This window comes from Streptomyces sp. NPDC052721 (assembly GCF_040678315.1).
Taxonomy (GTDB): Bacteria; Actinomycetota; Actinomycetes; order Streptomycetales; family Streptomycetaceae; genus Streptomyces.
Map to the genome: position 1 here is coordinate 21,466 of NZ_JBFATL010000005.1, position 24,497 is coordinate 45,962.

25 protein-coding genes are annotated in these 24,497 nt (G+C 73.7%); 14 read left to right on the forward strand and 11 right to left on the reverse strand.

Annotated elements, in window-relative coordinates; translation table 11 throughout:
* From AB0L21_RS06860 to AB0L21_RS06870, 3 genes are all read left to right on the forward strand, one after another.
* On the forward strand, positions 1-981 hold the full coding sequence (locus AB0L21_RS06860) for an N-acetylmuramoyl-L-alanine amidase (protein WP_365782630.1): 981 nt from the start codon (positions 1-3) through the stop codon (positions 979-981).
* Positions 982-1,064: 83 nt separating this feature from the next.
* Entirely contained in the window at positions 1,065-1,874 is an 810-nt protein-coding gene (locus AB0L21_RS06865) for a hypothetical protein (RefSeq protein WP_365782632.1), read from the forward strand.
* A 105-nt stretch (positions 1,875-1,979) separates the two neighbouring features.
* Positions 1,980-2,990, forward strand: coding sequence for an LLM class F420-dependent oxidoreductase (locus AB0L21_RS06870; RefSeq protein WP_365699299.1), 1,011 nt, complete (start codon positions 1,980-1,982; stop codon positions 2,988-2,990).
* Here the strand turns inward: AB0L21_RS06870 and AB0L21_RS06875 are convergent.
* Positions 2,987-3,556, reverse strand: a complete 570-nt coding sequence (locus AB0L21_RS06875) for a hypothetical protein (protein ID WP_365699300.1) — start codon at positions 3,554-3,556, stop codon at positions 2,987-2,989. The two genes, AB0L21_RS06870 and AB0L21_RS06875, sit on opposite strands and share 4 nt — an antisense overlap.
* A 172-nt stretch (positions 3,557-3,728) precedes the next feature.
* On the opposite strand from AB0L21_RS06875, the gene AB0L21_RS06880 reads away from it, so the two are divergent.
* Positions 3,729-4,022: a hypothetical protein gene (locus AB0L21_RS06880; RefSeq protein ID WP_365699301.1), complete on the forward strand. Its 294-nt coding sequence runs from the start codon at positions 3,729-3,731 to the stop codon at positions 4,020-4,022.
* A 36-nt stretch (positions 4,023-4,058) separates the two neighbouring features.
* On the opposite strand, the gene AB0L21_RS06885 is transcribed toward AB0L21_RS06880, so the two are convergent.
* The 3 genes from AB0L21_RS06885 to AB0L21_RS06895 are packed head-to-tail and all read right to left on the reverse strand — an operon-like array spanning position 4,059 to position 7,266.
* Positions 4,059-5,129, reverse strand: coding sequence for a prenyltransferase/squalene oxidase repeat-containing protein (locus AB0L21_RS06885; RefSeq protein ID WP_365782634.1), 1,071 nt, complete (start codon positions 5,127-5,129; stop codon positions 4,059-4,061).
* Entirely contained in the window at positions 5,126-5,872 is a 747-nt protein-coding gene (locus AB0L21_RS06890) for a class I SAM-dependent methyltransferase (RefSeq protein ID WP_365699303.1), read from the reverse strand. Before AB0L21_RS06890 ends, AB0L21_RS06885 begins: the two co-directional genes overlap by 4 nt.
* A complete protein-coding gene (locus tag AB0L21_RS06895) occupies positions 5,866-7,266 on the reverse strand; it encodes a glycosyltransferase family 4 protein (protein WP_365699304.1) in 1,401 nt (466 codons plus the stop codon). Before AB0L21_RS06895 ends, AB0L21_RS06890 begins: the two co-directional genes overlap by 7 nt.
* Positions 7,267-7,485: 219 nt before the next feature.
* On the opposite strand from AB0L21_RS06895, the gene AB0L21_RS06900 reads away from it, so the two are divergent.
* A complete protein-coding gene (locus AB0L21_RS06900; RefSeq protein WP_365699305.1) occupies positions 7,486-8,103 on the forward strand; it encodes a TetR family transcriptional regulator in 618 nt (205 codons plus the stop codon).
* Between the two features lie 274 nt (positions 8,104-8,377).
* Here AB0L21_RS06900 and AB0L21_RS06905 read toward each other — a convergent pair whose 3' ends face one another.
* Complete coding sequence (locus AB0L21_RS06905) at positions 8,378-9,241, reverse strand: tetratricopeptide repeat protein (RefSeq protein ID WP_365782636.1); 864 nt, start codon at positions 9,239-9,241, stop codon at positions 8,378-8,380.
* 542 nt (positions 9,242-9,783) lie between these two features.
* Here AB0L21_RS06905 and AB0L21_RS06910 point away from each other — a divergent pair.
* A complete protein-coding gene (locus AB0L21_RS06910) occupies positions 9,784-10,227 on the forward strand; it encodes a hypothetical protein (protein WP_365782638.1) in 444 nt (147 codons plus the stop codon).
* Between the two features lie 37 nt (positions 10,228-10,264).
* Here the strand turns inward: AB0L21_RS06910 and AB0L21_RS06915 are convergent, their stop codons facing one another.
* Positions 10,265-10,498: a ferredoxin gene (locus AB0L21_RS06915; RefSeq protein ID WP_365699308.1), complete on the reverse strand. Its 234-nt coding sequence runs from the start codon at positions 10,496-10,498 to the stop codon at positions 10,265-10,267.
* 3 nt (positions 10,499-10,501) lie between these two features.
* On the reverse strand, positions 10,502-11,953 hold the full coding sequence (locus AB0L21_RS06920; RefSeq protein ID WP_365782640.1) for an aldehyde dehydrogenase: 1,452 nt from the start codon (positions 11,951-11,953) through the stop codon (positions 10,502-10,504).
* Between the two features lie 132 nt (positions 11,954-12,085).
* Here AB0L21_RS06920 and AB0L21_RS06925 point away from each other — a divergent pair, with 132 nt between their 5' ends.
* The gene (locus tag AB0L21_RS06925; protein ID WP_365699310.1) at positions 12,086-13,111 is read left to right on the forward strand and encodes an MBL fold metallo-hydrolase; all 1,026 of its coding nucleotides are present in this window, start codon (positions 12,086-12,088) and stop codon (positions 13,109-13,111) included.
* Positions 13,112-13,154: 43 nt separating this feature from the next.
* Positions 13,155-13,613 carry a nuclear transport factor 2 family protein gene (locus AB0L21_RS06930; protein WP_365782642.1) on the forward strand — a complete coding sequence of 153 codons (459 nt, stop codon included), beginning with the start codon at positions 13,155-13,157 and terminating at the stop codon, positions 13,611-13,613.
* A gap of 10 nt (positions 13,614-13,623) precedes the next feature.
* Here the strand turns inward: AB0L21_RS06930 and AB0L21_RS06935 are convergent, their stop codons facing one another.
* From AB0L21_RS06935 to AB0L21_RS06950, 4 genes are read right to left on the reverse strand one after another with little or no spacing between them, the layout of a single operon-like run.
* The gene (locus AB0L21_RS06935; protein ID WP_365782644.1) at positions 13,624-15,021 is read right to left on the reverse strand and encodes an FAD-dependent monooxygenase; all 1,398 of its coding nucleotides are present in this window, start codon (positions 15,019-15,021) and stop codon (positions 13,624-13,626) included.
* Positions 15,014-16,222 (reverse strand): MAB_1171c family putative transporter, encoded by a 1,209-nt coding sequence (locus tag AB0L21_RS06940; RefSeq protein ID WP_365782646.1) that lies wholly within the window; start codon positions 16,220-16,222, stop codon positions 15,014-15,016. The genes AB0L21_RS06935 and AB0L21_RS06940 overlap by 8 nt, the downstream gene beginning before the upstream one ends.
* Positions 16,222-16,851: a hypothetical protein gene (locus AB0L21_RS06945; RefSeq protein ID WP_365782648.1), complete on the reverse strand. Its 630-nt coding sequence runs from the start codon at positions 16,849-16,851 to the stop codon at positions 16,222-16,224. The genes AB0L21_RS06940 and AB0L21_RS06945 overlap by 1 nt, the downstream gene beginning before the upstream one ends.
* Complete coding sequence (locus tag AB0L21_RS06950) at positions 16,844-17,437, reverse strand: XRE family transcriptional regulator (protein WP_365699316.1); 594 nt, start codon at positions 17,435-17,437, stop codon at positions 16,844-16,846. Before AB0L21_RS06950 ends, AB0L21_RS06945 begins: the two co-directional genes overlap by 8 nt.
* A 527-nt stretch (positions 17,438-17,964) precedes the next feature.
* Here AB0L21_RS06950 and AB0L21_RS06955 point away from each other — a divergent pair.
* From AB0L21_RS06955 to AB0L21_RS06980, 6 genes are all read left to right on the forward strand, one after another.
* Positions 17,965-18,177 (forward strand): hypothetical protein, encoded by a 213-nt coding sequence (locus AB0L21_RS06955; RefSeq protein ID WP_365782649.1) that lies wholly within the window; start codon positions 17,965-17,967, stop codon positions 18,175-18,177.
* A 473-nt stretch (positions 18,178-18,650) separates the two neighbouring features.
* Complete coding sequence (locus AB0L21_RS06960; RefSeq protein ID WP_365782651.1) at positions 18,651-19,853, forward strand: prenyltransferase/squalene oxidase repeat-containing protein; 1,203 nt, start codon at positions 18,651-18,653, stop codon at positions 19,851-19,853.
* On the forward strand, positions 19,850-20,485 hold the full coding sequence (locus tag AB0L21_RS06965; protein ID WP_365782653.1) for an SCO2322 family protein: 636 nt from the start codon (positions 19,850-19,852) through the stop codon (positions 20,483-20,485). The genes AB0L21_RS06960 and AB0L21_RS06965 overlap by 4 nt, the downstream gene beginning before the upstream one ends.
* Entirely contained in the window at positions 20,482-21,645 is a 1,164-nt protein-coding gene (locus tag AB0L21_RS06970; protein WP_365699320.1) for an energy-coupling factor transporter transmembrane component T, read from the forward strand. The genes AB0L21_RS06965 and AB0L21_RS06970 overlap by 4 nt, the downstream gene beginning before the upstream one ends.
* Positions 21,642-23,453 (forward strand): ATP-binding cassette domain-containing protein, encoded by a 1,812-nt coding sequence (locus AB0L21_RS06975; RefSeq protein WP_365782655.1) that lies wholly within the window; start codon positions 21,642-21,644, stop codon positions 23,451-23,453. The genes AB0L21_RS06970 and AB0L21_RS06975 overlap by 4 nt, the downstream gene beginning before the upstream one ends.
* Complete coding sequence (locus AB0L21_RS06980) at positions 23,450-24,286, forward strand: ECF transporter S component (RefSeq protein WP_365699322.1); 837 nt, start codon at positions 23,450-23,452, stop codon at positions 24,284-24,286. Before AB0L21_RS06975 ends, AB0L21_RS06980 begins: the two co-directional genes overlap by 4 nt.
* Positions 24,287-24,497: the final 211 nt, after the last annotated feature.

Genomic DNA, 24,497 nt, shown 5'->3' on the forward strand with positions numbered 1-24,497 from the left:
GTGTCGTACGTTGGCCCGGACTTCGATCCCCCGCAGCCCCGCCGGCCCCGGCGGCGCCCGCTGACCGTGGCGCTCGCCGCGCTGGTGCCCGGGGCACTGCTCGGCTGGGTGGTGTACGAGGCGGTGGGCGGCGGTCCGGGCGGTGCGGACCGTACGGGCTCCCCCGCGCCGGCCCCGCGCACCTCCGCGGTGTCCTCCGCCCCGGCTTCCTCTCCCAGCGGCAAGAGCGGCACCCGTGACGACGGCGGCGGTGACGACGGCAAGGAGTCCGCCTCACCCTCCGCCCGGCCGGGCGGTTCCGGCCCGCTCAAGGGCAAGGTCGTCGTCATCGACCCGGGGCACAACCCGGGCAACTCCCGGCACACGGCGGAGATCAACCGCCCGGTGGACATCGGAACGAACCGCAAGGAGTGCGACACCACCGGGACGTCCACCGACGACGGCTACACCGAGGCGCGGTTCACGCTCGACGTGGCGCACCGGCTGCGGGATCTGCTGGAGCGGCAGGGCGCCACGGTGAAGCTCACGCGCGACGGCGACAGTCCGGCGTGGGGTCCGTGCGTGGACGAGCGGGCCCGGATCGGCAACACCGCGCGCGCGGACGCGGCGATCTCGATCCATGCCGACGGCTCCGCCCCCGGCAACCGCGGCTTCCACGTCATCCTGCCGGGTTCCGTGCACGCGGGTGCCGCCGACACCCGTGCCATCGTCGGCCCGTCCCACGATCTCGGGGTGCGCGTCGCGGGCAACTTCCTCCGCGAGACGGGGGAGCCGCCCTCCAACTACCTCGGCGGCGGTACCGGTTTCGTCACGCGGACGGACCTGGGTGGTCTCAATCTGTCAACGGTTCCCAAGGTGTTCATCGAGTGCGGCAACATGCGCGATAGCAAGGACGCGGCACTGCTGACCAGCGGCGCCTGGCGACAGCGGGCGGCGCAAGGGATCTCTGAGGGAATCGTGAGTTTCCTGCGCGATTCGTGACCGGCGGGCGGAACCGGCCGGACAGCCGGATCTTGCGGACGATAGTGTCTACCGACGACGAGACGACCTACGAAGGACCTGAAGTGAATATCCGCTCCCTCACTAGAGGCGACGGCGTGGTGATCGGAGCAGCGGTGGTGCTGTTCATCGCGTCGTTCCTCGACACGTTCGACACCAGCGGCAACGACATCCCCAACGCCTGGGACAACCTCGGCCTGGTGATGAGCATGTACGTCGGCGGCATCGTCGGCGCGGTCCTGATCGTCGTCTCCCGCGCCCTCCCGGAGCCCCGCAAGCTGGCCGGCCTGGACCTCGGCCAGGTCGGCGTCGCCCTGACGCTCTTCGCCGCGTGGACCTCGTTGTGGACGATCATCGACCCGCTGGGCGCCTTCGACGACTTCGACCAGTTCGACGTCGGTGCCGGCTCCGGTCTGATCCTGGGCCTCGTCGCCGCGCTGTTGCTGGCCGCCGCCGCCATCGCGACCCCCTTGGTCCCCGCCCTCCAGGCCGCCCTGATCCCCGCCCCCAAGCCGGTCGCCCCCCAGCCCTACGGCGCCCAGCCGCCCGGTGGTTACGGCTACCCGGGTGCCCAGCCGCAGCAGCCCTACGGTGCGCAGCCGCAGCCGGGCCAGCCGTTCGGGCAGCAGCCGCCGGCCGCGCAGGGTGCCGCCCCGGCGCCGCAGCCGGCCGCCGCGGACTTCTCGCCGTTCTGGTTCGCCGTGCCGGTGCCCCGCCCGCTGTTCTCGGAGGACGGTTCGCCGAGCCAGATCGCCGAACTGGCGCCGGGCACCTGGTACCTGGCCGTCGAGCAGCGCGGTGCCGCGCTGGTGGCGCAGACGCAGGACGGCCGCCGTGGCGTGCTGCAGGACACCTCGGGCATCCAGCGAGGCTGATCCGTACCGTCGTGGCGCACCGGCCCCTCGCCCTTCCGGGCGGGGGGCCGTTGTCGTACAGTCGCCTCCCGGCTGGTGGCTGACGGTACGTCAGGAGGTGGGCGTATGCGGCTCGGTCTCGCGCTCGGCTACTGGGGACGCGGTCCGGACGCCGGTCATGTGCCGCTCGCCCGGGAGGCGGAGCGGCTCGGCTACGACTCGGTGTGGACGGCCGAGTCCTGGGGCTCGGACGCCTTCACCCCACTGACCTGGATCGCCGCGCAGACGTCACGGATCAAGCTGGGTACGGCGGTTGCCCAGATGGCCGCCCGCTCGCCGGCCGCCACGGCGATGCACGCGCTCACCCTGGACCACCTCTCCGGCGGGCGCGTGCTGCTTGGGCTCGGGCTCTCCGGTCCGCAGGTGGTGGAGGGCTGGTACGGCCGCCCGTTCCCGAAGTCGCCGCTGACCGCGACCCGGGAGTACGTGGACGTCGTACGGCAGGTGCTGCGCCGGGAGGCGCCGGTGGCGGTGGACGGGCGGTTCCACCCGCTCCCCTACAGGGGCCCGGACGGCACCGGCCTCGGCAAGCCGCTCAAGCCGATCACCCATCCCCTGCGCCGCGACCTGCCCGTCCTCCTCGGTGCCGAAGGACCGCGCAACGTCGCCCAGACGGTCCGGATCGCCGACGGCTGGCTGCCGCTGTACTGGGCGCCGAGCCGGCCCGAGGTGTACGGGGACGTGGTGCGCACGTTGCCCGAGGGGTTCGTGGTGGCTCCGCTGGCCCGGGTGAAGGTCTGTGACGACGTGGCCGAGGGGCTGCTGCCCGTCAAGGCCATGCTCGGCTTCTACATCGGCGGGATGGGGCACGCGGCCCGCAACTTCCACGCCGACCTGATGGCCCGCATGGGGTACGAGGCCGAGGCCCGGCGGATCCAGGAGCTGTTCCTCGCCGGGCGCCGGGAGGAGGCCGTACTGGCCGTGCCGGACGCCTTCGCCGACGAGATCTCCCTGGTCGGTCCCCGCGAACGCATCGCCGAGCGGCTGGAGTCGTGGCGCCAGGGCCCGGTGACGGACCTGCTGGCCCTGTCACCGGACCCGCACAGCCTGCGGGTGCTGGCGGAGCTGAACTCCTAGCCCTTGGACAGCTGGGACGCCGAGGGCACCTTCTCCTTGACCGGGGCGCCGGCGCTCTTGCCCGCGTCCTTGACGCCGCCGATGACGTCGTCGAACGCGCTTGCCGCGTTCTCGTCGCCCTTGCGGAGCTTGGAGGGCAGGTTCTTCAGGGCCTCGATGCCGCTGCTGAGCGGGGCGAGCGCCTTGGAGAGGGTCGGGTCGGCCTGGGCGTTCTTCTGGGCCGCCTTGAGCCGGTTGTAGGCGAAGGCGCCGGCGAGACCGGCCTTGACCAGGGCGACCTTGCGGCCCTTGGCACCCTTCTTGAACTTTCCTTCCTTCCAGGGCTTAACGATCCACTGGTAGGTCGCGCCGGCGGCGAGGCCCGCGTCCACCACGAAGCGGGTCTTGGCGAACTTGCGCTTCTCCGCGGACGTGGTCGGGCTGGGGCTGTCGACGGCGGGGACGACCTGTGCCGCCGCGGTGTCCTTCGTACTGCTCTTCTCGCTGCCTCCACAGGCGGTGGCACCCGCCACCAGGGCGCAGCACAAGGTGAGCGCCACGACAAGGCGCCGTATCGGTACAGGCACGGAGTCCTCCGGACGTGTCCTCCCCGAGCGGTCTGCTTCCTCCGGCAGCCTCACTCGGGGCGACGGGGTGCGCCACTCGGGGGACGCCGTCCGGGTGGTCTCCGGGCCGGGTCCGGGTCGGCTCAGGGCTCCCTGGGGGTTTCACGGCACACCGCCCGGCAATCCGGAAAGTATGTCCCTTCGATATCGCAACGGCGCGAACCAGGCCGGGACGGTCATCGCGGTCGTCGCCGACATCATGGCGTTGATCCTCGGCCTGTGGATCCTGATGTACCTGCTGGACGCGAACCGGGCCAACAGCCTGGTCCAGTTCGTCCATGACGCGGCGGCCTGGCTGGCCGGCTGGTCCCACGACCTCTTCACCTTCGACGAGGCCTGGGCCCGGGTGGTCGCCGGATACGGGCTCGCCGCGGTGGTCTACCTGTTCGTGGGCCACGCCATAGCCAACCGCATGCACCGGCACTGACCCCGGCCGGACGGCCGGGGTGAACCCTCGCGGGGGTCAGCCGCAGCAGTCCGGGTCCAGGCCGGCCGGCAGGTGTTCACCGCCGAACACCGCGCACGTGGCGTCGTGGCCGCCCAGCGCGGCCACGGCCAGCAGCAGGGAGCCCGCCGTCCAGGTGGTCAGCTCGCGGGGCCAGAGGGCGTCGTCGTCGAAGACGTAGCCCGTCCAGTACAGGCCGCTGTCCGGGTCCCGCAGGTGCTGGATGGACTGGAGGATCTCCAGGGCCCGGTCGGACTCGCCCATCGCCCACAGCGCCAGGGCCAGTTCGCTGGACTCGCCGCCGGTCACCCAGGGGTTGGGAACCACACAGCGCACGCCGAGGCCGGGGACGACGAACCGGTCCCAGCCGGCCTCGATGCGGGCCTTGGCCTCCGCTCCGGTGAGCGCCCCGCCGAGGACCGGGTAGTACCAGTCCATCGAGTAGCGGTCCTTGTCCAGGAAGCGTTCGGGGTGCCGGCGGATCGCGTGACGGAGGGAACCGGCGGCCAACTCCCAGTCCGGCTGCGGCTCCTCGCGTTCCTCGGCGATGGCGAGCGCGCACCGCAGGGCGTGGTGGGTGGAGGAGCTGCCCGTCAGCAGCGCGTCCGTCGCCGGCGTGCCGTCGTCCTCCCGGCGCCAGCCGATCTGACCGCCGGGCTGCTGGAGCCGCAGCACCCATTCGACGGCCGCGTAGACGGTCGGCCACATGCGGTCCAGGAACGTGTCGTCGCCCGTGGACAGGTAGTGATGCCAGACGCCGACGGCTATGTAGGCGACGAAGTTCGACTCGCGGGCGCGGTCGGTGATCTCGTCGTGGGCGCCGTCGGCGTAGGCGGCGTACCAGGAGCCGTCCTCGTTCTGGTGCCGGGCGAGCCAGTCGTACGCCCGCTCGGCGGCGTCGTGCTCACCGGCCGCGTCCAGGGCCATCGCGGCCTCGGTGTGGTCCCACGGGTCGAGGTGATGTCCGCGGAACCACGGGATCGCGCCGTCCTCCCGCTGCACGGCCAGGATGCCGGCGACGGTCGCGGCGGCCTGCTCGGCGGTGAGGACCCCGGGCAGGACCAGGTGTTCTGTCCGGGGGGTGGTCACTCGGCGGACGCCCCTTCGGACAGTCGCGGCAGGTGCGGCTTGGTCGCGTAGACCACGAAGCTCTTGCCGATCAGCGGGTTGAGCGCCTGCTCGGCGAGCCGGGTGGCGAGCGGCTTCTTCATGATGTCCCAGACCAGCAGCTTGTGGTACGCCCGCACCGGCAGCGCCTTGTCGTTGTCGACGCCGAACGCGCACTTCAGCCACCAGTACGGCGAGTGCAGCGCGTGCGCGTGGTGGCTGCCGTACGGCTTCAGCCCCGCCTCGCGGACCTTGGCGACCAGCTCGTCGGCCTTGTAGATGCGGATGTGGCCGCCCTCGACCTCGTGGTAGGCGTCGGACAGCGCCCAGCAGACCTTCTCGGGGCCGTAGCGCGGCACGGTGATCGCGATGCGCCCGCCGGGCTTGAGCACGCGGACCATCTCCGCGAGCACGCCCTTGTCGTCGGGGATGTGCTCCATCACCTCGGAGATGATGACGACGTCGAAGGACTCGTCGGGGAAGGGCAGGGCGAGGGCGTCGCCCTCCATCGCCGTGGCGGTGGCGCCCTGCGGGGCCTCCCCGGCCTCCTTCATCGCCGCGAACCACTTGGCGACCTCGCGGATCTCCTCGCCGTTCTGGTCCAGGGCCACCACCTGGGCGCCGCGCCGGTAGCACTCGAAGGCGTGCCGGCCGGCTCCGCAGCCGAGGTCCAGGACACGGTCGCCGGGGGCGAGCGGGAACCGGGAGAAGTCGACGGTCAGCACGTGGCCCTGCTTTCGGAGGAGACGCCTGCAACACTTGCCGGGGCCGCGGAGCGGCCGGGGGTCTGGGCCGCGGAGCGGCTCGGGGAGTGGCCCGCGGAGCGGGCGATGGCCTCGCGGTAGTGGGCCACGGTGCCCTCGGCGGCGCGGGCCCAGGTGAAGCGGTCGAGCACCCGCCGGCGGCCCGCGTGGCCGAGGCGCGCCCGCAGCTCCGGGTCCCCGAGCAGCCGGTTCAGCCCGGCGGCCAGCGCCCCCGCGTCGCCCGGCGGTACGGCCAGGCAGGTCTCGCCGTCCGGCCCCGCGACCTCCGGGATCGCGCCGCCGGTGGTGGCGACCAGCGGCGTGCCGGTGGCCATGGCCTCGGCGGCGGGCAGCGAGAAGCCCTCGTACAGGGAGGGCACGCAGGCCACCTGGGCGGAACGGATCAGGTCGACCAGCTCGGCGTCGGAGATGCCCTTCACGAAGTCGACGGCGCCTTCGAGGCCGTACCGCTCGATCGCCTGCGCGACGGGGCCCTCCTGCGGGCGCTTGCCGACGACGACGAGATGGGCGGCGGGGTGCTCGGTGCGGACCTTGGCGAGCGCCTCCACGAGGAACACCAGCCCCTTCAGCGGCACGTCGGCGCTGGAGGTGGTGACGATCCGGCCCGGCACCTCGGCGACGGCCGGATCCGGCGCGAACAGGTCGGTGTCGGCGCCGATGTGGACGACGTGGACCCGCTCGTCCCGGACGCCGAGGTGGTCCACGATCTCCTGGCGGGAGCTGCCGGAGACGGTGAGGATCGAGGGCAGCCGGCGGGCGACGCGCTTCTGCATGCGGGTGAAGGCGTACCAGCGGCGCACGGAGTAGCGGCGCTGCCAGGTGCCGGCGGCGTCCAGCTCCAGCTGCCGGTCCACGGTGATCGGGTGGTGGACCGTGGTGACCAGGGGCGCGCCGATGTCGCCCAACAAGCCGTAGCCCAGGGTCTGGTTGTCGTGGACGACGTCGAACTCGCCGCGCCGGGCGCGCAGATGCCGGCGGGCGCGCAGCGAGAAGGTCAGCGGTTCGGGGAAGCCGCCGGTCCACATGGTCCCGACCTCGAGGGCGTCGATCCAGTCCCGGTACTCCTCCCGCTTGGGGGTGCGGAAGGGGTCGGGCTGGCGGTAGAGGTCGAGGCTGGGCAGCTCGGTGAGGGTGAGGCCGGGGTAGCCCTCGTCGAGGACGGGGTACGGCTGGGAGCCGATGACCTCCACGCGGTGGCCGAGGCGGGCCAGCTCCCGCGAGAGGTGTCGTACGTAGACGCCCTGGCCCCCGCAGAACGGGTTCCCTTTATAGGTGAGGAGCGCGATGTCGAGCGGTCGTCCGCCGTCGGCAGCGGGTTCCTGGTCGGCACCCGCTTCCCGGGCCTCAGCGGTCACTCCGTGCCCCCTTCTGCCTGCACTGTCCCGCGAGACTACGACGGGACGCTAATCTAGAACAAGTTTCAGACTTGATCGTTCAAGAGGCTCTGAATCTACCGGCAGGTAGGGGCGCTGTGAGCAGTGGATCAGGTGATTCGCGCCACGGCGCGCCGCCCTGCCATGCTGTCGATCACGAGCCCTACAGACGCCCTCACCGACTGTCACGGAACGGGACCCATGCCTGCGGAAGCCAGCACCTCGCGCCCGGCCTCGCCCCTCACCGAGCGGCAGGAGGCCCGCCGTCGCAGGATCCTGCACGCGAGCGCGCAGCTGGCCAGCCGGGGCGGGTTCGACGCCGTACAGATGCGTGAGGTCGCGGAGTCGTCGCAGGTGGCCCTCGGCACGCTGTACCGCTACTTCCCGTCCAAGGTGCATCTGCTGGTCGCCACCATGCAGGACCAGCTGGAGCACATGCACGGGACCCTGCGCAAGAAGCCCCCGGCGGGCGACACGGCCGCCGAACGCGTCGCGGAGACCCTGATGCGGGCCTTCCGCGCCCTGCAGCGCGAGCCGCACCTCGCCGACGCCATGGTCCGCGCGCTCACCTTCGCCGACCGCAGCGTCTCGCCCGAGGTCGACCAGGTCTCCCGCCAGACGACCGCGATCATCCTGGACGCGATGGGCCTGACGGACCCCACCCCCGAGCAGCTTTCCGCGGTCCGGGTCATCGAGCACACCTGGCACTCGGCCCTCATCACCTGGCTCTCGGGCCGTGCCTCCATCGCCCAGGTGAAGATCGACATCGAGACGGTGTGCCGGCTGATCGACCTGACGGAGCCGCCAGGGCACGCATGAGACGGGGCACAGAAAAGACCTACGAGACGGGTTCCCTTCGCCGGCATGGTCCGGATCAGGTGATGGGGGTCGCCGTCCGGCCTGACTGCTGCCTTCCAGCCTCTCAGCCCTACCGTCGCTGTCGGCCCGGGCGGATGCCTGCGCATCTCGCCTGAGTCGGCTACTCCGGTCGGACTCCCTCACTCGCCTCGTAGGCTGATACCAGCATAGAACGGATACTGCCCGACGGAACCCCCCATTTCCGACCAATTCGCCCCATCCTTGCCGTCTCAGGTCAGCCGACCAAGGTCAGCCCGCTCCAGCTCCGGCCGATCGGCGTCTGTGCCGCCCACTGGTCGAGCAGGCGGCGGGCCTCCTCCTCGGGCGCCGCGAAGGACACCCGCTGGGCACCCGCGTGATCCTTCCGCTCCTGCTCGTGCGTGCCCTCGCTGCAGCAGGCGCACAGGACCTCGAAGCCGCTCGCCGGCTCCGCACCGTAGCCGTGCCGGTCGAACAGCTCGATCAGCGCGTCGAGATCGGCCACCTCGCCGGCGTTCACCGTCGCGGTCAACGTCGTCAGGTCGGACGCCTGGAAGAGAAGAAGTTCCTCGAAGACGGGGTATTCGCGCCCCTCGATGATCCGGTGCCCCTTCGGTTCCCCGTCGTGGACGACGATCTCACCGAAGCGGCGTCCGCCGGTCACCGGCACGTTCATCACCCGGCCGCGCGTCGGACAGAGCCGGTCGATCCAGACGACCTCCCGCTCCCCGCCCGTGTCCAGCCGGACGCACGCCGGCCCGAACCGCCCGTTGATCTCGCCCTCGCCCGGCGGGAGCTGGATACCGAAGCCCTCCCAGGCGTCCCTGGCCGTCGCCCAGTCGCGCTGGATGGTCGCCGCGATGCCGAGGTTCCAGTACGCCGGATCACCCTCACCGCGCGGAGCCCGGGCGGCGGCCTCGCGGCCCAGCTCGTACGCCTTCCCCCAGTTGCGCAGGAACTTGTGGGCCAGCGCGGCGTCGTACCACCACACCGCGCTCTTCGATGTGTCCGGGTAGTGCGCGAGGACCCGCTCGAACAGCCCGGCGGCGGTCAGCCAGTCCTCGGCGTCCCAGGCCTCGTACGCCTGGTCGATCAACTGCTTGGCCTCGGACTTGTGCACTCTTTCCCACCCTGCTCGCCATGTCGCGGTACACCGGAACCGCAGGAGCGTACCCCGCCGCCCGTCGAGACCCGGCTGTGACAAGGGTGATACAGCGCCGGGTAGTTCCCTCCGGTTGCGGTGGTGACGACGGGCTGCATGGCTGAGCACGGGGGTGAGGCCAAGGAGACGCCTCGTCAGAGCATTCCCAGGTCACGGCTGGTCCTGGTGCCTCTGGGTGACGGCTCGGGCGCGGACTCCTTAACGTGGCCTGCTGACCTGGGAGCACCAGGGGCCGCACCCGGTCGCCCAGACGGAGCGGATCACGGTGGTCGAAGCGCCCCAGGACGAGATCGACTCTCGTTTCTTCGCCATCGTCACCGACCTCGTCGGCGCGCCGAGCGAACTCGTCGGCGAGGACGGCGAGATCGCCTGGCGGTCCCGCAGCCCCCCTGTCCGCCGGGCGAGACCAGAATCAGCGAACCGGGTGGCGATCATCACCCTTTCTACGAGAACAACTGACACCGCGGCCGACCGCCCGGCGAACGAGGAACGGGACAGAGATGACGAAGGAAGAGCAGAAGCCCGCGTGGCGAGACGTCCTGGAGCGCTGCGGACTTCAGGTGGTGGAGGAGGCACCCCGGGGCGGGCCCCCCGTGCGGTCCGCCCTTTACGCCGTCAACGGAGTCGAGGTCGATCCGGTCGCCACCGTCCCCGCCTCGTCACCGGGTGCCTCCGCCGCACTGGACGAGAAGTGGCATCTCCACGCGTCCGGCGTTTCCCTCTACGACGACAACGGCGAGTTCCTGATCCTGCCTCCCGTGCCGGGAGGCAGCGGGATCGGCTGGGTACGGGTCAGGGACACCGTCGGCACGCATCTGCCCTCACGCATCGCCGAGGTGACGGGTTCCCCCGAGTTCGTGGCCGTTTCGGCCGACGGCCGCCACCTGTGCGCCGCCTCGGTGGAGGAGCACGACCACTGGGTGGTGCTGCACGCATTCTCCTGAGCGGTCCTGACGCAGGCGGGAACACTGCCGTCACGCCCTACTCCTCGGGCGGGAACACCGCCTCCCCGCTGCCCGGCAAGGTGATCACGATCGCCTCCACCGGGCAGTTCTCGGCCGCCGCCAGGATCTGCTCGGCCGCGTCCGTGTCCGGTTCCACCGGGTGGGACTGGCGGGCCGTGTCGAGGCGGAAGTCGTCCGGGGCGTGGTGGAGGCACTGGGCCGCACCGATGCACAGCGACCGGTCGACCTCGACGTGCCAGCGGTCGCCCATGGGCTACGCCCCCGCCGGGAGGTGGATCATCTTGTGCTCCAGGTACTCGCCGTACCCCTCCGGGCCGAACTCCCGCCCCAGGCCGGAGTTCTTGTAGCCGCCGAACGGGCCGAGCATGTCCAGGCTGAAGGTGTTGACGGAGTACGTGCCGGTGCGGACCTGCCGGGCGATGTCGATGCCGTGCTCGACGTCCGCCGTCCACACGCTGCCCGAGAGGCCGTAGTCGGAGTCGTTGGCGATCTTCACCGCCTCGGACTCGTCGCCGTACGGCAGCAGGCAGATGACCGGGCCGAAGATCTCCTCGCGGGCGATGCGCATCGAGTTGTCGACGTCGCCGAAGAGGGTGGGTTCGACGTACCAGCCGCGCTCCAGCCCGTCCGGACGGCCGCCGCCGGTGAGGATCTTCGCGCCCTCCTCCTGGCCGATGCGGATGTAGTCGAGGTTGCGCCGCTGCTGACGCCGGGCGACCAGCGGGCCGACCTGGGTGGCCGGGTCGAGCGGGTCCCCGACGACGAGGGCGCGGGCCGCCTGCGCGAAGGCGTCGGCGAAGTCGGCGTAGCGGGCGCGCGGGACGAGGATGCGGGTCTGGGCCACACAGGCCTGCCCGTTGTTCATCCAGGCCGCCGGGACGATCCCGGAGACGGCCGCCTCCAGGTCCGCGTCCGGCAGCACCACCGCCGCCGACTTGCCGCCCAGCTCCAGCGTGACACGGGTCAGCCGGCGCGCGGCGACCTCCATCACGCGCTTGCCGGCCGCGACCGAGCCGGTGAAGGAGACCTTGTCGACGCCGGGGTGTCCGACCAGGTACTCGCTGACCTCGCGGTCGGCGGGGAGGATGGACAGCACGCCCTCGGGCAGGCCGGCCTCCCGGGCGATCTCGCCCAGCAGGTACGCGTCCAGCGGGGACTCCGGGGACGGCTTGAGGACGACCGCGCAGCCGGCCAGCAGCGCGGGCGCCAGCTTGGCGGCGGCGACGAACTGCGGGACGTTCCACGGGACGACGGCGGCGACCACGCCGACCGGTTCGCGGCGGACGAGGATCGGGCCCAGGACACCGTCCCGGCGCTCCTCGTGGGTGAAGTCCCGGGCGACCCGGATCGCCGCGTCCCACACCATCATCGCGCCGAGCGCCTGGGCGAGGACGCTCCAGGAGTACGGCGAGCCGTTCTCGGACGAGATCACCCGGGCGATCTCCTCGTGCCGGGCGGCGATGCCGTCCTTGATGCGCGTGACCACCTCGATCCGTTCCTCCAGGTCGGCGCGCGGCCAGGGGCCCTCGTCGAAGGCGCGGCACGCGACGGCCACGGCCCGGTCGACGTCCGCCCGGGAGGCGTGCGGCACGCGGCCGATGACCTCCTCGGTGTGCGGGGAGATCACCTCGATGACGTCCCGGCCCAGCGGGTCGGTCAACTCCCCGCCGATGAACAGCTGTCCGTGTTCCACGAGCTCGGTCATGGCCGACTGCCTCCCGCCGCACCGCACCGCATCCATCGTTTCTGACACTCTTTCAGGACTGATATCAGTTCTAGTTATAGTGGGCAATGGTCCTGGGGCGGCGGGCCGGACGGGTGGAGGGGCGGAGATCCGATGGCGACGACGTTCGATCACGGCGGGGGCGTACGGTCGGTCCGGGTGCCCATCCCGGACAACCCCCTCGGTCACACGCTGGTGTACGTGGTGGACACCGGCCGGGGCCCGGTGCTGATCGACACCGGCTGGGACGACCCCGGGTCCTGGGACACGCTGGTGGCGGGGCTCGCGGCCTGCGGTACGACGGTCGGGGAGGTCCACGGCGTCGTCATCACCCACCACCACCCGGACCACCACGGCCTGTCGGCGCGGGTCCGCGAGGCATCCGGCGCCTGGGTGGCGCTGCACGCGGCCGACGCGGCGATCGTGCGCCGGACCCGGGAGACCCGGCCGGAGCGGTGGTTCTCGTACATGGCGGCCAAGCTGACGGCGGCCGGGGCGCCCGAGGAGCATGTGGCGCCGCTGCGGACGCCCCGCGCCCGGCCCCTGCCCGGCCTCTCCCCCGCCCTGCCCGACCGGGAGATCGTCCCCGGCGAGCTCCTGGACCTGCCGGGCCGGCGGCTGCGCGCGATCTGGACCCCCGGACACACGCCGGGCCATGTCTGCCTCCACCTGGAGGAGGAGCACCCGGCACGACTGCCGGGCCACGGGCGCCTGTTCAGCGGCGACCACCTGCTGCCGGAGATCTCCCCGCACATCGGTCTGTACGAGGACCCCGACGACGCGACGGTCACCGATCCCCTCGGTGACTACCTCGACTCCCTGGAGCGGATCGGCCGGCTCACCCCCGCCGAGATCCTCCCGGCCCACCAGCACCCCTTCACCGACGCCCCGCGCCGCGTCCGGGCGCTGCTCGACCACCACGAGAGCCGCCTGGCCGGCCTCCTCGCCCTCCTCGCCGAGCCCCTCACCCCCTGGCAGGTCGCCGAGCGCATGGAATGGAACCGCCCCTGGTCCGACATCCCCTACGGCTCCCGCAACATCGCCGTCTCGGAGGCGGAGTCCCACCTGCGCCGCCTCGTGAAACTGGGCCGCGCGGAACCGGTGCCGGGGAGCGAGCCGGTGACGTACATGGCGATGTGAAAATCTGATCGCCACGCAGGACCCGCGACCGCTAGAAAGCCTCATGGACCCTGTGGAGCGGCTTCTCGCCGAGCGGGCGTGCGAACGCCTGATCCTGGACTTCGTCCACCGGCTCGACCTCGGTGAACCGGCGTCGGTGGCCGAGCTGTTCACCGAGGACGGCAGCTGGGCGTGGCCCCCGCCCGGTGACGGGCGCCGGGTGGAGGGGCGTGAGGCGCCGCGGGCGTACTTCGCCTCCCGGCCCGCCGACCGGCTCTCCCGCCGGCTGATGTCCAACGTCCTGGTCACGGTGGCCGCACCGGACGCGGCGACCGCCCGCTCCTACTTCTCCACCCACCGCGTGGACGGTCACGGGGGCGGTGTCGTGCCCGCCGGGCCGCCCGTCCAGGTCGGCCACTACGAGGACGCCTTCCGCCGCGTCGACGGCCGCTGGCTGATCGCCTCCCGCACGCTGCACCTGCCGTTCGGCGGGCCAACCCCCCGGGCGGCGCCGGCCCGTTGAGGCCGGCAGGTCACTCCAGCCCCGCCGCCTCCCGTTCCGCCCGCGTCAGCGGCGGCCCGGGCAGGGGGCCCTTGCGGGGGCCGAAGCAGAGGGTCCAGAGCATGTCCGGGGCGAACAGGCGGGCCGCCGGGGTGCGCAGGCTCATGACGTCCAGCAGGCCGCGCAGGGCGCGGGGGTTCGCGGAGCCGGCGGCCACGGCCTTGTCGACGTAGGCGGTGAGGAGGCGTTCGACGCGGGCCGGCGGCTGGGGCGCGGCCCCGGGGTAGAAGGCGTCCTGGCCGACCGCGAGGTTCCACGCGTTGCCGACCGGCCGGGCCACCGCGCGCTGGATCCGGCGGGCGGTGCCGGGCGCGGTGGGGCCGTACCGGTCGAGGGTCCGGCCGAGGGCGAGGGCGCTCTGCGCGGCGACGGACAGGCCGTGGCCGTAGACCGGGTTGTAGCCGGCGACGGCGTCCCCGAGGACGGCGAACCCCTCCGGCCAGGTCTCGGCCTTCTCGTAGAAGCGGCGGCGGTTGGCCGTGCTGCGGGTGGTCACCGGGTCGGTCAGCGGCTTCGCCCGGGCGAGGAGCCGGCCGATGACCGGGTCCTTCAGGCCGGTGAGCGCGAAGTGCTCGAACGCGTCCGGGTCGGCGGAGGGTTCGCCGCCCCGGGTGCCGGAGAGCGTGACCAGCCAGCGGTCGCCCTCGATCGGTACGACGACCCCGCCCCGGCCGGGTGCCTCGCGCGGGTCGGCCTGCACGTTCACCACCGGGTAGCGCAGCGTCGCCGTGGCCTCGGGGGCCGCGTAGACGCGGCTGGCGTAGGCGACGCCCGCGTCGACCACCCGCTCCTCGACCGGCGCGTGGCCCAGCGCCCGCAGCCAGGTGTCCGCCTGGGAGCCGCGCCCGCCGGCGTCGATCACCAGGTCGGCGTGCAGCGTGTCACCCGTGGGCAGGCGGACGCCGGTCACCCGGTGGCGGTCGCCGGTCAGGCCCGCCACCCGGGTCCCGTCGCGCAGGGTGATCCGGCGCCGGGCGAGGACGTCGGCGCGGATCACCGCGTCCAGCAGGTCCCGGCTGCACACGATCATGTGGTGCCGGGAGTCGGTGAACCGCCGGAACCACTGCCCGGAGGGCGCCTTGCTGACCAGGTCCCGCATCACGGCGATGAGCCCGGCGCCCCGGGCGGTCAGTTCCCCGGTGACGCCCGGCAGCAGCTCCTCCAGCGCGGCCACCCCGCCGGACCACAGCAGATGTGCGTGGCGGGCCTGGGGCAGGCCCTTGCGCGGCTCGGGGCCCGCCGGCAGCCGGTCGGCCTCCACGATCGTCACCTCGTGGAAGCGGCTGGCGAGCACGGACGCGGCGAGCATGCCGGCCGTGCTGCCGCCGATGACGAGCGCGGTACGGCGGGTGGTGGGTGTGTCAGACATGTGAGGTGAGACCTTCCGTGGCGACCGCCTGCCGGCGGAACCGTTCGATGGCCGCCGCGTGGTTCCGCAACGCGTGCGCGACCGACTCCAGTTCGCTGTCGGGGACGAAGGCGGCCCGGGGCGGCCCGGCCGGCAGCGGACGGGCGCGGTCGTCGGGCGTGTGCAGCGCGTCGGCCGCGACGAGGATGTCCACCGCCGCCGCGATGCCCCGCGCCACGGACTCCGGGTAGCCCGCCGCCGTCGCCGCCGTCCGCGTCCGCTCGCGCCGCGCCGCGCACAGGTGCGGGGCGAGCTTGAGCAGCCCGTCGTTGATGGCGGCCCGGCGCAGCTCCAGACGGAAGGCGGCGCCGCTGACCCGGCCGGTCACGGGCGCGGCCGGCGCGGTGACGGCCAGCATGGTCTGCCACAGCGGCTTCAGCCGCCGGTGGGTGCGCACCAGCCGCCGGTGCTCCGCCGCCCACGGCCCGGCCTGCCCGGCGAGGAAGCCGACGGCCACCAGGACCGCCTCGGCGATGGCGAACGGCGGGGCGGCGTACGTCGACAGCCAGTCCCAGTCGCGGCCGCTCCACCGGGCGCCGATCGCCGTGAGCTTGGCGGCGTCGAAGAGGAGCCCGAGGGCGTAGGCCACCTGGAGGAAGATCACCGCCCGGCGCAGCCAGGTGTCCTCGACCTCCCGGTACCAGGCCCACAGCATGCCCGCCGCGACCAGCGCGGACACCAGGTGGGCGGCGAGGTAGAGCAGGACGAACTCGCGCATCCAGGGCGTGCCGGCGTAGTACGTGTCGAGGTCGCGCGTGCGCTCCGCCCGGTGGTCGCCCAGCAGGAACGTCGTCCACAGGCCGACGATGACGACGGTGTACGCCACCCGGACCAGGCGGGTGCGCCGGCGGCGCACGGCGGACGGCGGCTCCCGCCAGGTGATGATGAGCCACAGGCAGGCACCGCAGTACGCCGTCAGCAGCGAATACACCCACAGCCCGGCGAAGTTGGGGATGCCGGCCAGCACGTTGATGCGGTGCAGGTTGGCCGGTGGCAGCGAGGCGAAGCAGACCGCGCCGATGCCGAGCAGCAGCGCGGTGGCCCGCAGGATCGGGTCCTGCCAGGCCCGCCGCAGCAACGGCAGCTTGATCGCGAAGGCCACGGCGAGCAGGGCGGCCGGAACGGCGTAGGCGGCGAAGGAACCGGCGACGTCCCAGCGCATCAGGGCCCGCCGATGTTGCCCAGCGAGGACGACAGCCGGTCGGTGAGGGTGTCCTGGGTCATCCGGCCGGTCGCGCCCGGCCCCACGACCTTGGAGAACTTCGCGGCGAGGCGCAGCCCGCACTCCTCGGCCTCCCACTCGGCCTCGGCCGCAGCCGCGGCGGGCGAGCGGGTGGCCAGGGCGGCCACCCGGTCCCACGGGACGTCGTCCTCGGCGCGGGAGAGCAGCCGGCGGGCGGCGGCGGGCAGGCCGGACGGGTAGTGCACGTCCAGCGTGCCGTAGTGGATGTGCCCGATCTCGTGCCCGGCGATGACGAACTTGTGCGGGTCCGGGGCCCGGTCCTCGACCACGACGATGTAGTCCTCGTCCCGGGCGAGGGTGATCCCGGAGACGTCCAGGCCCGGCGGGAAGGCGGCGAACTTCAGCCGGACCGGACGGTCCAGCTGCGGGCTGAGCGTGGCGCACAGCGCGTGCAGGAACGCCTCCGGGGTGGTCGGCGGGGTGAGGGTGCGGACGGTGTCGCGCACGAGCCGGTCGAGGAAGCGCCTCGGGGACCTGGAGTGCTTCGCCAGAGGCGCCGGCCGAGGGTACGGCGCCCGCTTCGGGGCCTTGGCGCTCGGTTCAGGCACGCCCGGCGTCCTCCGCGCGCTCGGAGGCGATGATCATCTCGGCCAGGTCGGCGAGGGTGGCCAGCTGCCGGGCGTTCATCTGCGGGGCCCGGGCGGCCAGTCGTACCAGCCCGCTCTCGCGCAGCCGCAGCAGCGGGTCCGCCTCCGCCTCCAGGCTCTGCAGCACCGGTTGCAGCGCCTCGTGCAGCGCCTCCGGCTCGTCCGCCGTGAAGAAGCCCGCGGGCAGGCCGAAGAACCGGCGCAGCCGGTCGGCGTGTTCCAGGCTCGGCATCCCGCTCTTGCGCCACTCGCTCAGCCACTGCCGGCTGGTTCCGGCGATCCTGGCCAGCTCGTCCAGCGAGTACCGCTTGCCGTCCGGCCGGCGCCGGGTCTCCCGGACGAAGTCCAGCCGCTGGCGCACGCGTTCGGCCAGGCAGATCTCGGGGGCCCGGCCGCCGGAGAGCAGGTCGACGACGACGCCGACGGGGATGCCCGTGCGGTGGGAGAGGCCGGCCACGTCCAGGGCCTCCGGCAGCCGTCCGGGCCGGCCGGTCAGCTCGCCGAGCCGGTCGAGGACATCGGCCAGCGAGGCGTAGGCGTCACTCACCGAGGTCCCCCCTGGGCGTGTCGTCCGTTCGGTGGCTGGGCTGACGGCGAGGCTACCCGTTCGCCCGTTCGGCGACCAGACGTGACAACGCTCCCTGCCCAATTAGGCAGCTATCGTTGACAGTTAGGGGCGCGGTGGGTGAGGATCACCGCACGGAGAGCAAGATTCCGACCCGCTCCGGGTGCCGCCTACGGGGGAGCGGCACCCGGGGCGCCTCCTCGCCCGCCGTCGCCGCGAGGGGTCCGGTCCGCCAAGCGCGGCCCGTCCTCACCCTCGGGGCAGGCCGCCGCGACACCTGCGACGGCGTCCCGCCGGTGCGGATCGCCACGGCCCGGCCGACCCGGCCCGGGAGCCCGGCGCGGCCCGGCCGACGGCATCCTGGCCCTGGCCGCGGACCCCTTGACCACCGCGGCGCGGGTCACCGCCCGACTCGGCGTACCGGCCCTGCCGTACCGACGGCCGCGTCACGGTCCCTGCCGCGGCACCGGGCGCCGACGGCCGGCCCCGAGGAGACGGCGGGGCCGCTGATGTCCGCCGCGACCGTCGCCCTGGACGCCGAGGTCCGCATCATCGCCCTCACCCGTACGACCCCGGGTCCGCTGCTGAGGGAACGGGCCCCGGCGTCCACCTCGCCCGGGCCGGCGTCCCCCTCGCCACCGGCGGCCAACCGGAACCGGCCCCCGCCCGGCAGCGGGCCGCCGCCGTCCGGTTCGCCCACCCGGCGGCGACCGGCCGCCTGACCGACCTGCGCCTCGACCCCGCCGCCCCGGCGACCCGGTGACGGCGACAGCCCGTCATCGCCCTCGCCGCCGGAGGGGACGACGTCGGCACGGGTGCCCTCGGCGAGCACCTCTCCCGGGGGCCCCGCGGCCCGTGATCCCGGTCACCGGATCCGTGTGCGCACAGCCACCCCTCAGCCCGCGCAAGGCGGCCGGTAAAGTGGCGCGGGTCGTCATCACACCCGTACGGGGGGAAGCCGGTGCAATTCCGGCGCTGACCTTCCCCCAGCTCTCGGCTGCGCCCGCGCCGGGGGCACCCCCATCCGTGTGCCGCCAGCGAGGCGGTGAGCCGGACCGCCCCGGACGGGACGTTGACCGGCTCGCGTGCGTCGGCGGCCCGCCGCGCACGGCACCGTCGAGGTCTACGGAGCCGAGCCGCCCGGGGTGTCACCCGTGCGCTGCCCGGCTCCCCGCAGGAGAGGCAGTCGCCGACCATGAACGTCCGCCGCAGTGCCGCGGCTCTCGCCGCCGTAGGCGTGCTGGCCGCCGCCGCGCCCGCCACGGCCGCCGAACCGTCCCCGTCGTCGAAGGTGACGGTCCCGTCCGGGCTGTACGGCAAGGGAGACCCGACGTACGACGGCGTGTGGCGGCAGTCGCTGACGCTGCTCGCCCAGCGGACCCTCGGCTACCGGCCGGCCGCCGCGGCCGTGGACTGGCTCACCGGCCAGCAGTGCGCGAACGGCTCCTTCGCCGCCTTCCGCGCCGCCCCCGCCAAGCCGTGCGACGACAAGGTGAAGGCCGACACCAACAGCACGGCCGCCGCCGTCCAGGCCCTCGCCGCGACCGACGGGCACGGCATCGCCGTCGGCAAGGCCGTGGACTGGCTGAAGTCCGTGCAGAACGAGGACGGCGGCTGGGGCTACTACCCCGGCGGCCCCAGCGACACCAACTCCACCTCCGTCGTCATCGGCGCGCTGACCGCGGCCGGCACCGACCCGGCGGACGTGCGGAAGTCCGGCAAGTCCCCCTACGACGCCCTGCCCGCCTGGTCCGTGCCCTGCGACCAGGACGGCGGCGGCGCCCTCGCCTACCAGGCGGACAAGAAGGGCAAGCTGCTCGCCAACGCGGATGCGACGGCGGCCGGCCTGCTGGGCGCCCTCGGCAAGGGCTTCGTGGCGCAGGCCGGCAAGGCCCCGGCGCGGGACGCCTGTGTCAAGGCCGAGACCCGCACCGAGGTCGCCGACAACGCCGGCGCCTACCTGGCGGCGGCCGTCGCCAAGACCGGCCACCTCCGGTCCACCCTGCCCGGCGCGGAGAACCAGCCCGACTTCGGCAACACCGCCGACGCCGTCGTCGCGCTCGCCGCGGACGGCCGGACCGAGCCGGCGAAGAAGGCCTACGCCTGGCTGGAGAAGAACGCCGGCCCGTGGGCGACGCAGAACGGCCCGGCCGCGTACGCCCAGCTGATCCTCGCCGCCCACGCGCTCGGGCAGCAGCCGGGCGACTTCGGCGGCACCAGCCTGGTCCGCTCCCTCAACGCGCTCGGCCCGGCCCCGCACATGGACTCCGCGGCCGAGCACAAGGAGAAGTCCGACGACGACTCCGGCACGGGCGTCTGGTGGATCGTCGGCGTCGGCCTCGTCGCCGGCATCGGCATCGGTTTCCTGCTCAGCGGCCGGAAGAAGCGGCAGCCGTGACCACCGTCCGCCGTACCCTGCCGGTGCTCGTCGCCGCGCTGCTGCTCCTCGGCTCCGCCGGGTCTGCCGGTGCCACCGGCTACCGCTACTGGTCGTTCTGGGAGCGCACCGGCGGCCACTGGACGTACGCCACCCAGGGCCCGGCCTTCGTCCGCCCCGACGACGGCGCGGTCCAGGGCTTCCGGTTCGCGGTGAGCGCGGACTCGGCGGACGCGAGCCGGCCGCGCGGTACGGCGGACTTCGGGACGGTGTGTGCCGGTACGCCGGCCGAGCCGGGCACGAAGCGGGTGGCTCTGGTCCTCGACTTCGGGACGCGGCCGGACGCGCCGTCCGGCGAGACCCCGCCGGAGCGCCGTACAGCATGCGCGCGGGTGCCGTCCGACGCGACCACCGCGGACGCGCTGGCCGCCGTGGCGAAGCCGCTCCGGTATGACGCCGACGCCCTGCTGTGCGCCATCGCCGGATATCCGGAGCAGGGGTGCGGGGAGCAGGTCTCCGCCGGGGGGAAGCGGAGCGGAGGCGGGACCGGCAGCGGTCCCTCGCTGGGTCTGCCGGTCGGCGCGGGCGTGGTCGCCCTCCTGGCGGGGGCGGCGGTGTGGCAGGCACGTCGGCGGCGCGATGAGTCCGGATGAGCGGAAGCCGTCGTCCGGGCGGGCGCGTGGTGGCTGATCCCGGCCACGCGGCGGTGGCCGCGGAGCACCCCGGGTCCCGCGCTTCCTCGGGGCGCTCGCACCGTGCCACCCTGCACCCCGGTGCCTGGTGGCTGTGGGCGGTGTCCCTCGGTGTCGCCGCCACCCGTACCACCAACCCCCTCCTCCTCGCCCTCCTCATATCCGCCTCCGCCTACGTCGTGGCGGCACACCGCTCCCCCGCCCCCTGGGCCCGCTCCTACACCGCCTTCGTCCGACTCGCCCTCGCCGTGCTCCTCATCCGCGTCCTCTTCGCGGTGGCGCTCGGCTCCCCCATCCCCGGCACGCACACCCTCCTCACCCTGCCCGAAGTCCCGCTCCCGCACTGGGCGCAGGGCATCCGGCTGGGCGGCCGGGTCACCGCCGAGGCAGTCGTCTTCGCCGCGTACGACGGTCTGAAGCTCGCCACCCTGCTCATCTGCGTCGGCGCCGCGAACGCCCTCGCCAGCCCCACCCGCCTCCTCAAGTCCCTGCCCGGCGCGCTCTACGAGACGGGCGTGGCCGTGGTCGTCGCCCTCACCTTCGCGCCCCATCTGATCGCCGACGTGCGGCGGCTGCGCGCCGCCCGCCGCCTGCGCGGCCGTCCGGACCGGGGCGTACGGGGCCTGCTCCAGGTCGGACTGCCGGTCCTGGAGGGCGCGTTGGAACGCTCGGTCGCGCTCGCCGCCGCGATGGAGGCCCGCGGCTACGGCCGTACCGCCGAGGTTCCCGCCCGGGTCCGCCGTACGACGGCCGCGCTCACCCTCGGCGGCCTGCTCGGCGTGTGCGCGGGCACGTACGGGCTGCTGACGGCGGCAGGGGGGACGTACGGGCTTCCCGTGCTGCTCGCCGGAGTCGTCGCCGCGCTCACCGGGCTGCGGCTGGGCGGCCGGCGTTCCCTCCGCACCCGGTACCGCCCGGACCCGTGGGGCCCGCGCGCCTGGCTGGTCACGGGCTCCGGTGCCGCGGTGGCCGCACTGCTCACGCTCGCCTCCGTCCGCGATCCACGAGCGCTGCACCCCGGGGTCGTGCCCCTCGTCGCCCCCACGCTTCCGCTCTGGCCCGCCGTGGCCGTCCTGCTCGCCCTGCTGCCCTCCTTCGTCGTCCCCAGGGAGCCGTCGTGATCCGCTTCGAGGATGTCAGCGTGACGTACGAGGGTGCGGCCCGGCCCACCGTCGCCGGCGTCGACTTCGAGGTCCCCGAGGGTGAACTGGTGCTGCTCGCCGGCCCGTCCGGGGTCGGCAAGTCGACCGTGCTGGGCGCGGTGAGCGGGCTGGTCCCGCACTTCACCGGCGGCACCCTGCGTGGCCGCGTGACGGTGGCCGGCCGGGACACCCGCACCCACCAGCCGCGCCAACTCGCCGACGTGGTCGGCACGGTGGGCCAGGACCCGCTCGCGCACTTCGTGACGGACACCGTGGAGGACGAACTCGCCTACGGCATGGAGTCCTTGGGGCTCGCCCCGGCGGTGATGCGGCGCCGGGTGGAGGAGACCCTCGACCTGCTGGGCCTCGCCGCACTGCGCGACCGCCCGATCGCCACGCTGTCCGGCGGACAGCGGCAGCGGGTCGCGATCGGCTCGGTCCTCACCCCGCACCCCCGGGTGCTGGTCCTGGACGAGCCGACCTCGGCGCTGGACCCGGCCGCCGCCGAGGAGGTGCTGGCCGTGCTGCAACGGCTGGTGCACGACCTGGGGACGACGGTCCTGATGGCCGAGCACCGCCTGGAACGGGTCATCCAGTACGCCGACCGGGTCGTCCTCCTCCCGGCCCCCGGCGCCGCCCCGATCACCGGCCCCCCGGCCGAGGTGATGGCCGTGTCCCCGGTCTACCCCCCGGTGGTGGCCCTGGGCCGCCTGGCCGGCTGGTCCCCCCTCCCCCTGACCGTCCGGGACGCCCGCCGCCGAGCACCGGCCCTCCGCACCCGCCTGTCCACCGCGACCGCCCCCGCCGCCGCGGCCGGAGCCAGTGGCGGCGCCGCCCCAGTCCCAGGCACCCCCGCCACCGCGGCCGTAGCCGCGGGCAGTCGTGCCACCGGGGGCGGCACGGGCGGGCGCGGCACCCTGCAGGCGCGGGCGAGCGACCCCACTCCAGGCCAGCCCCCGCACCGGGCCCCCGACGCCCCCGCCCGCCGCTCCTTCTTCCGTCGCCGCCCCACACCCACCCGGCAACCCCCGCGAAAGCACCTCGCGGAGACCCGCGCCCTCTCCGTCCGCCGCGACCAGGTCCAAGCGCTGCGGAACGTAGACCTGTCCGTCACCCCCGGCGAGACCATCGCGCTCATGGGCCGCAACGGCGCCGGCAAGTCCACCCTCCTCGACTCGCTCGTCGGCCTGGTGGCGCCCGGCTCGGGGACCGTCGACGTCGACGGCGCCGTGCCCCACCGCACCCCGCCCCGGGACCTCGTCCGTCGCGTCGGTCTCGTCCCCCAGGAACCGCGGGACCTGCTGTACGCGGACACGGTCGCCGCCGAGTGCGCGGCGGCCGACCGGGACGCGGCTGCCGCACCGGGCACCTGCCGCGCCCTGGTGTCCGAGCTGCTGCCGGGCGTCACGGACGACACACACCCCCGGGATCTGTCGGAGGGCCAGCGCCTGGCGCTCGCGCTGGCCGTGGTGCTGACCGCCCGCCCTCCGCTGCTCCTCCTCGACGAGCCGACGCGCGGCCTGGACTACGCGGCCAAGGCCCGCCTGGTCGCCGTACTGCGCGGGCTGGCGGCCGAGGGGCACGCGATCGTGCTGGCCACGCATGACGTGGAGCTGGCCGCCGAGCTGGCCCACCGGGTGGTGCTGCTCGCCGAGGGAGAGGTGATCGCGGACGGGCCGACGGCCGAGATCGTGGTGTCCTCGCCGTCATTCGCACCGCAGGTGACCAAGATCCTGGCCCCGCAGCAGTGGCTGACGGTGACCCAGGTACGGGAGGCGCTGACGTGAGCCACGGCACACGCACCGCCGCACGGACGCACGCCGTCCGCCTCGGTCCCCGCTCGCTCGCCGCGCTGGCGCTGACCAGCGCGGTCGGTGTGGTCGCCTTCGGCTGGCCCTTCCTCGCCCCGCCCGCCTCCCAGCTGAACGCCCACGCCCAGGACGCGCCCTGGCTCTTCTCGGGCCTGCTGGTGCTGCTGGTGGCGGTGGTCGCGGCGACGATCTCGGAGTCGGACCTCGGGCCGAAGGCCGTGGCCATGCTGGGGGTGCTGGCCGCGACAGGCGCGGCGCTGCGGCCGATCGGCGCGGGTACGGCGGGACTGGAGCCCATGTTCTTCCTGATGGTGCTCAGCGGACGGGTGCTCGGCCCGGGCTTCGGCTTCGCGCTGGGCTCGGTCACGATGTTCGCGTCGGCGCTGCTCACGGGCGGGGTCGGGCCGTGGCTGCCGTTCCAGATGCTGTCGATGGGCTGGTTCACCATGGGCGCGGGCCTGCTGCCCGGGCCGGTCCGGCTGCGCGGTCGTGGCGAGCTGCTGCTGCTCGCCGGCTACGGCTTCCTCGCCGCCTTCGCCTACGGCACGTGCATGAACCTGGCCGGCTGGCCCTTCCTGGACGCGGCGGCCTCGAACATCTCCTTCCACGGCGATGCCCCGGTCGCCGAGAACCTGGCCCATTTCGTCGCGTACTGCCTGGCCACCTCGCTCGGCTGGGACCTGGGCCGGGCGCTCTGCACGGTGGTGCTGACCGTCGTCCTCGGTCCGGCGGTGCTGCGGGCGCTGCGCCGGGCCACGCGGCGGGCCGCTTTCGAGACCGCGGTCACATTCGACGGTCCCCCTGGGTGAGGTCTCGCTTCCCGTGCGTGAGCGGGCCGGTGAAGCGCCCCACATGACGCACGTCACCTACGACCCGCTATCGTAGCCCTATTTGTCCGATACATCCTTCCATACGCCCCTTCTGACCTGCACTTTGCGACCCAGGTCACAGGGCTGACGTTTGCCGCCGATCCGGCCACAACTAGTAAAAGGGGTCATTGCGGACGTGTTCCGGGCCTGT

Coding starts and splice junctions, on each gene's coding strand:
- AB0L21_RS06870 (WP_365699299.1), top strand. CDS start 1,980: ATGCGGCTCGGTCTCGCGCTCGGCTACTGGGGACGCGGTCCGGACGCC.
- AB0L21_RS06880 (WP_365699301.1), top strand. CDS start 3,729: ATGTCCCTTCGATATCGCAACGGCGCGAACCAGGCCGGGACGGTCATC.
- AB0L21_RS06900 (WP_365699305.1), top strand. CDS start 7,486: ATGCCTGCGGAAGCCAGCACCTCGCGCCCGGCCTCGCCCCTCACCGAG.
- AB0L21_RS06910 (WP_365782638.1), top strand. CDS start 9,784: ATGACGAAGGAAGAGCAGAAGCCCGCGTGGCGAGACGTCCTGGAGCGC.
- AB0L21_RS06915 (WP_365699308.1), bottom strand. CDS start 10,498: ATGGGCGACCGCTGGCACGTCGAGGTCGACCGGTCGCTGTGCATCGGT.
- AB0L21_RS06920 (WP_365782640.1), bottom strand. CDS start 11,953: ATGACCGAGCTCGTGGAACACGGACAGCTGTTCATCGGCGGGGAGTTG.
- AB0L21_RS06925 (WP_365699310.1), top strand. CDS start 12,086: ATGGCGACGACGTTCGATCACGGCGGGGGCGTACGGTCGGTCCGGGTG.
- AB0L21_RS06930 (WP_365782642.1), top strand. CDS start 13,155: ATGGACCCTGTGGAGCGGCTTCTCGCCGAGCGGGCGTGCGAACGCCTG.
- AB0L21_RS06935 (WP_365782644.1), bottom strand. CDS start 15,021: ATGTCTGACACACCCACCACCCGCCGTACCGCGCTCGTCATCGGCGGC.
- AB0L21_RS06940 (WP_365782646.1), bottom strand. CDS start 16,222: ATGCGCTGGGACGTCGCCGGTTCCTTCGCCGCCTACGCCGTTCCGGCC.
- AB0L21_RS06955 (WP_365782649.1), top strand. CDS start 17,965: ATGTCCGCCGCGACCGTCGCCCTGGACGCCGAGGTCCGCATCATCGCC.
- AB0L21_RS06960 (WP_365782651.1), top strand. CDS start 18,651: ATGAACGTCCGCCGCAGTGCCGCGGCTCTCGCCGCCGTAGGCGTGCTG.
- AB0L21_RS06970 (WP_365699320.1), top strand. CDS start 20,482: ATGAGCGGAAGCCGTCGTCCGGGCGGGCGCGTGGTGGCTGATCCCGGC.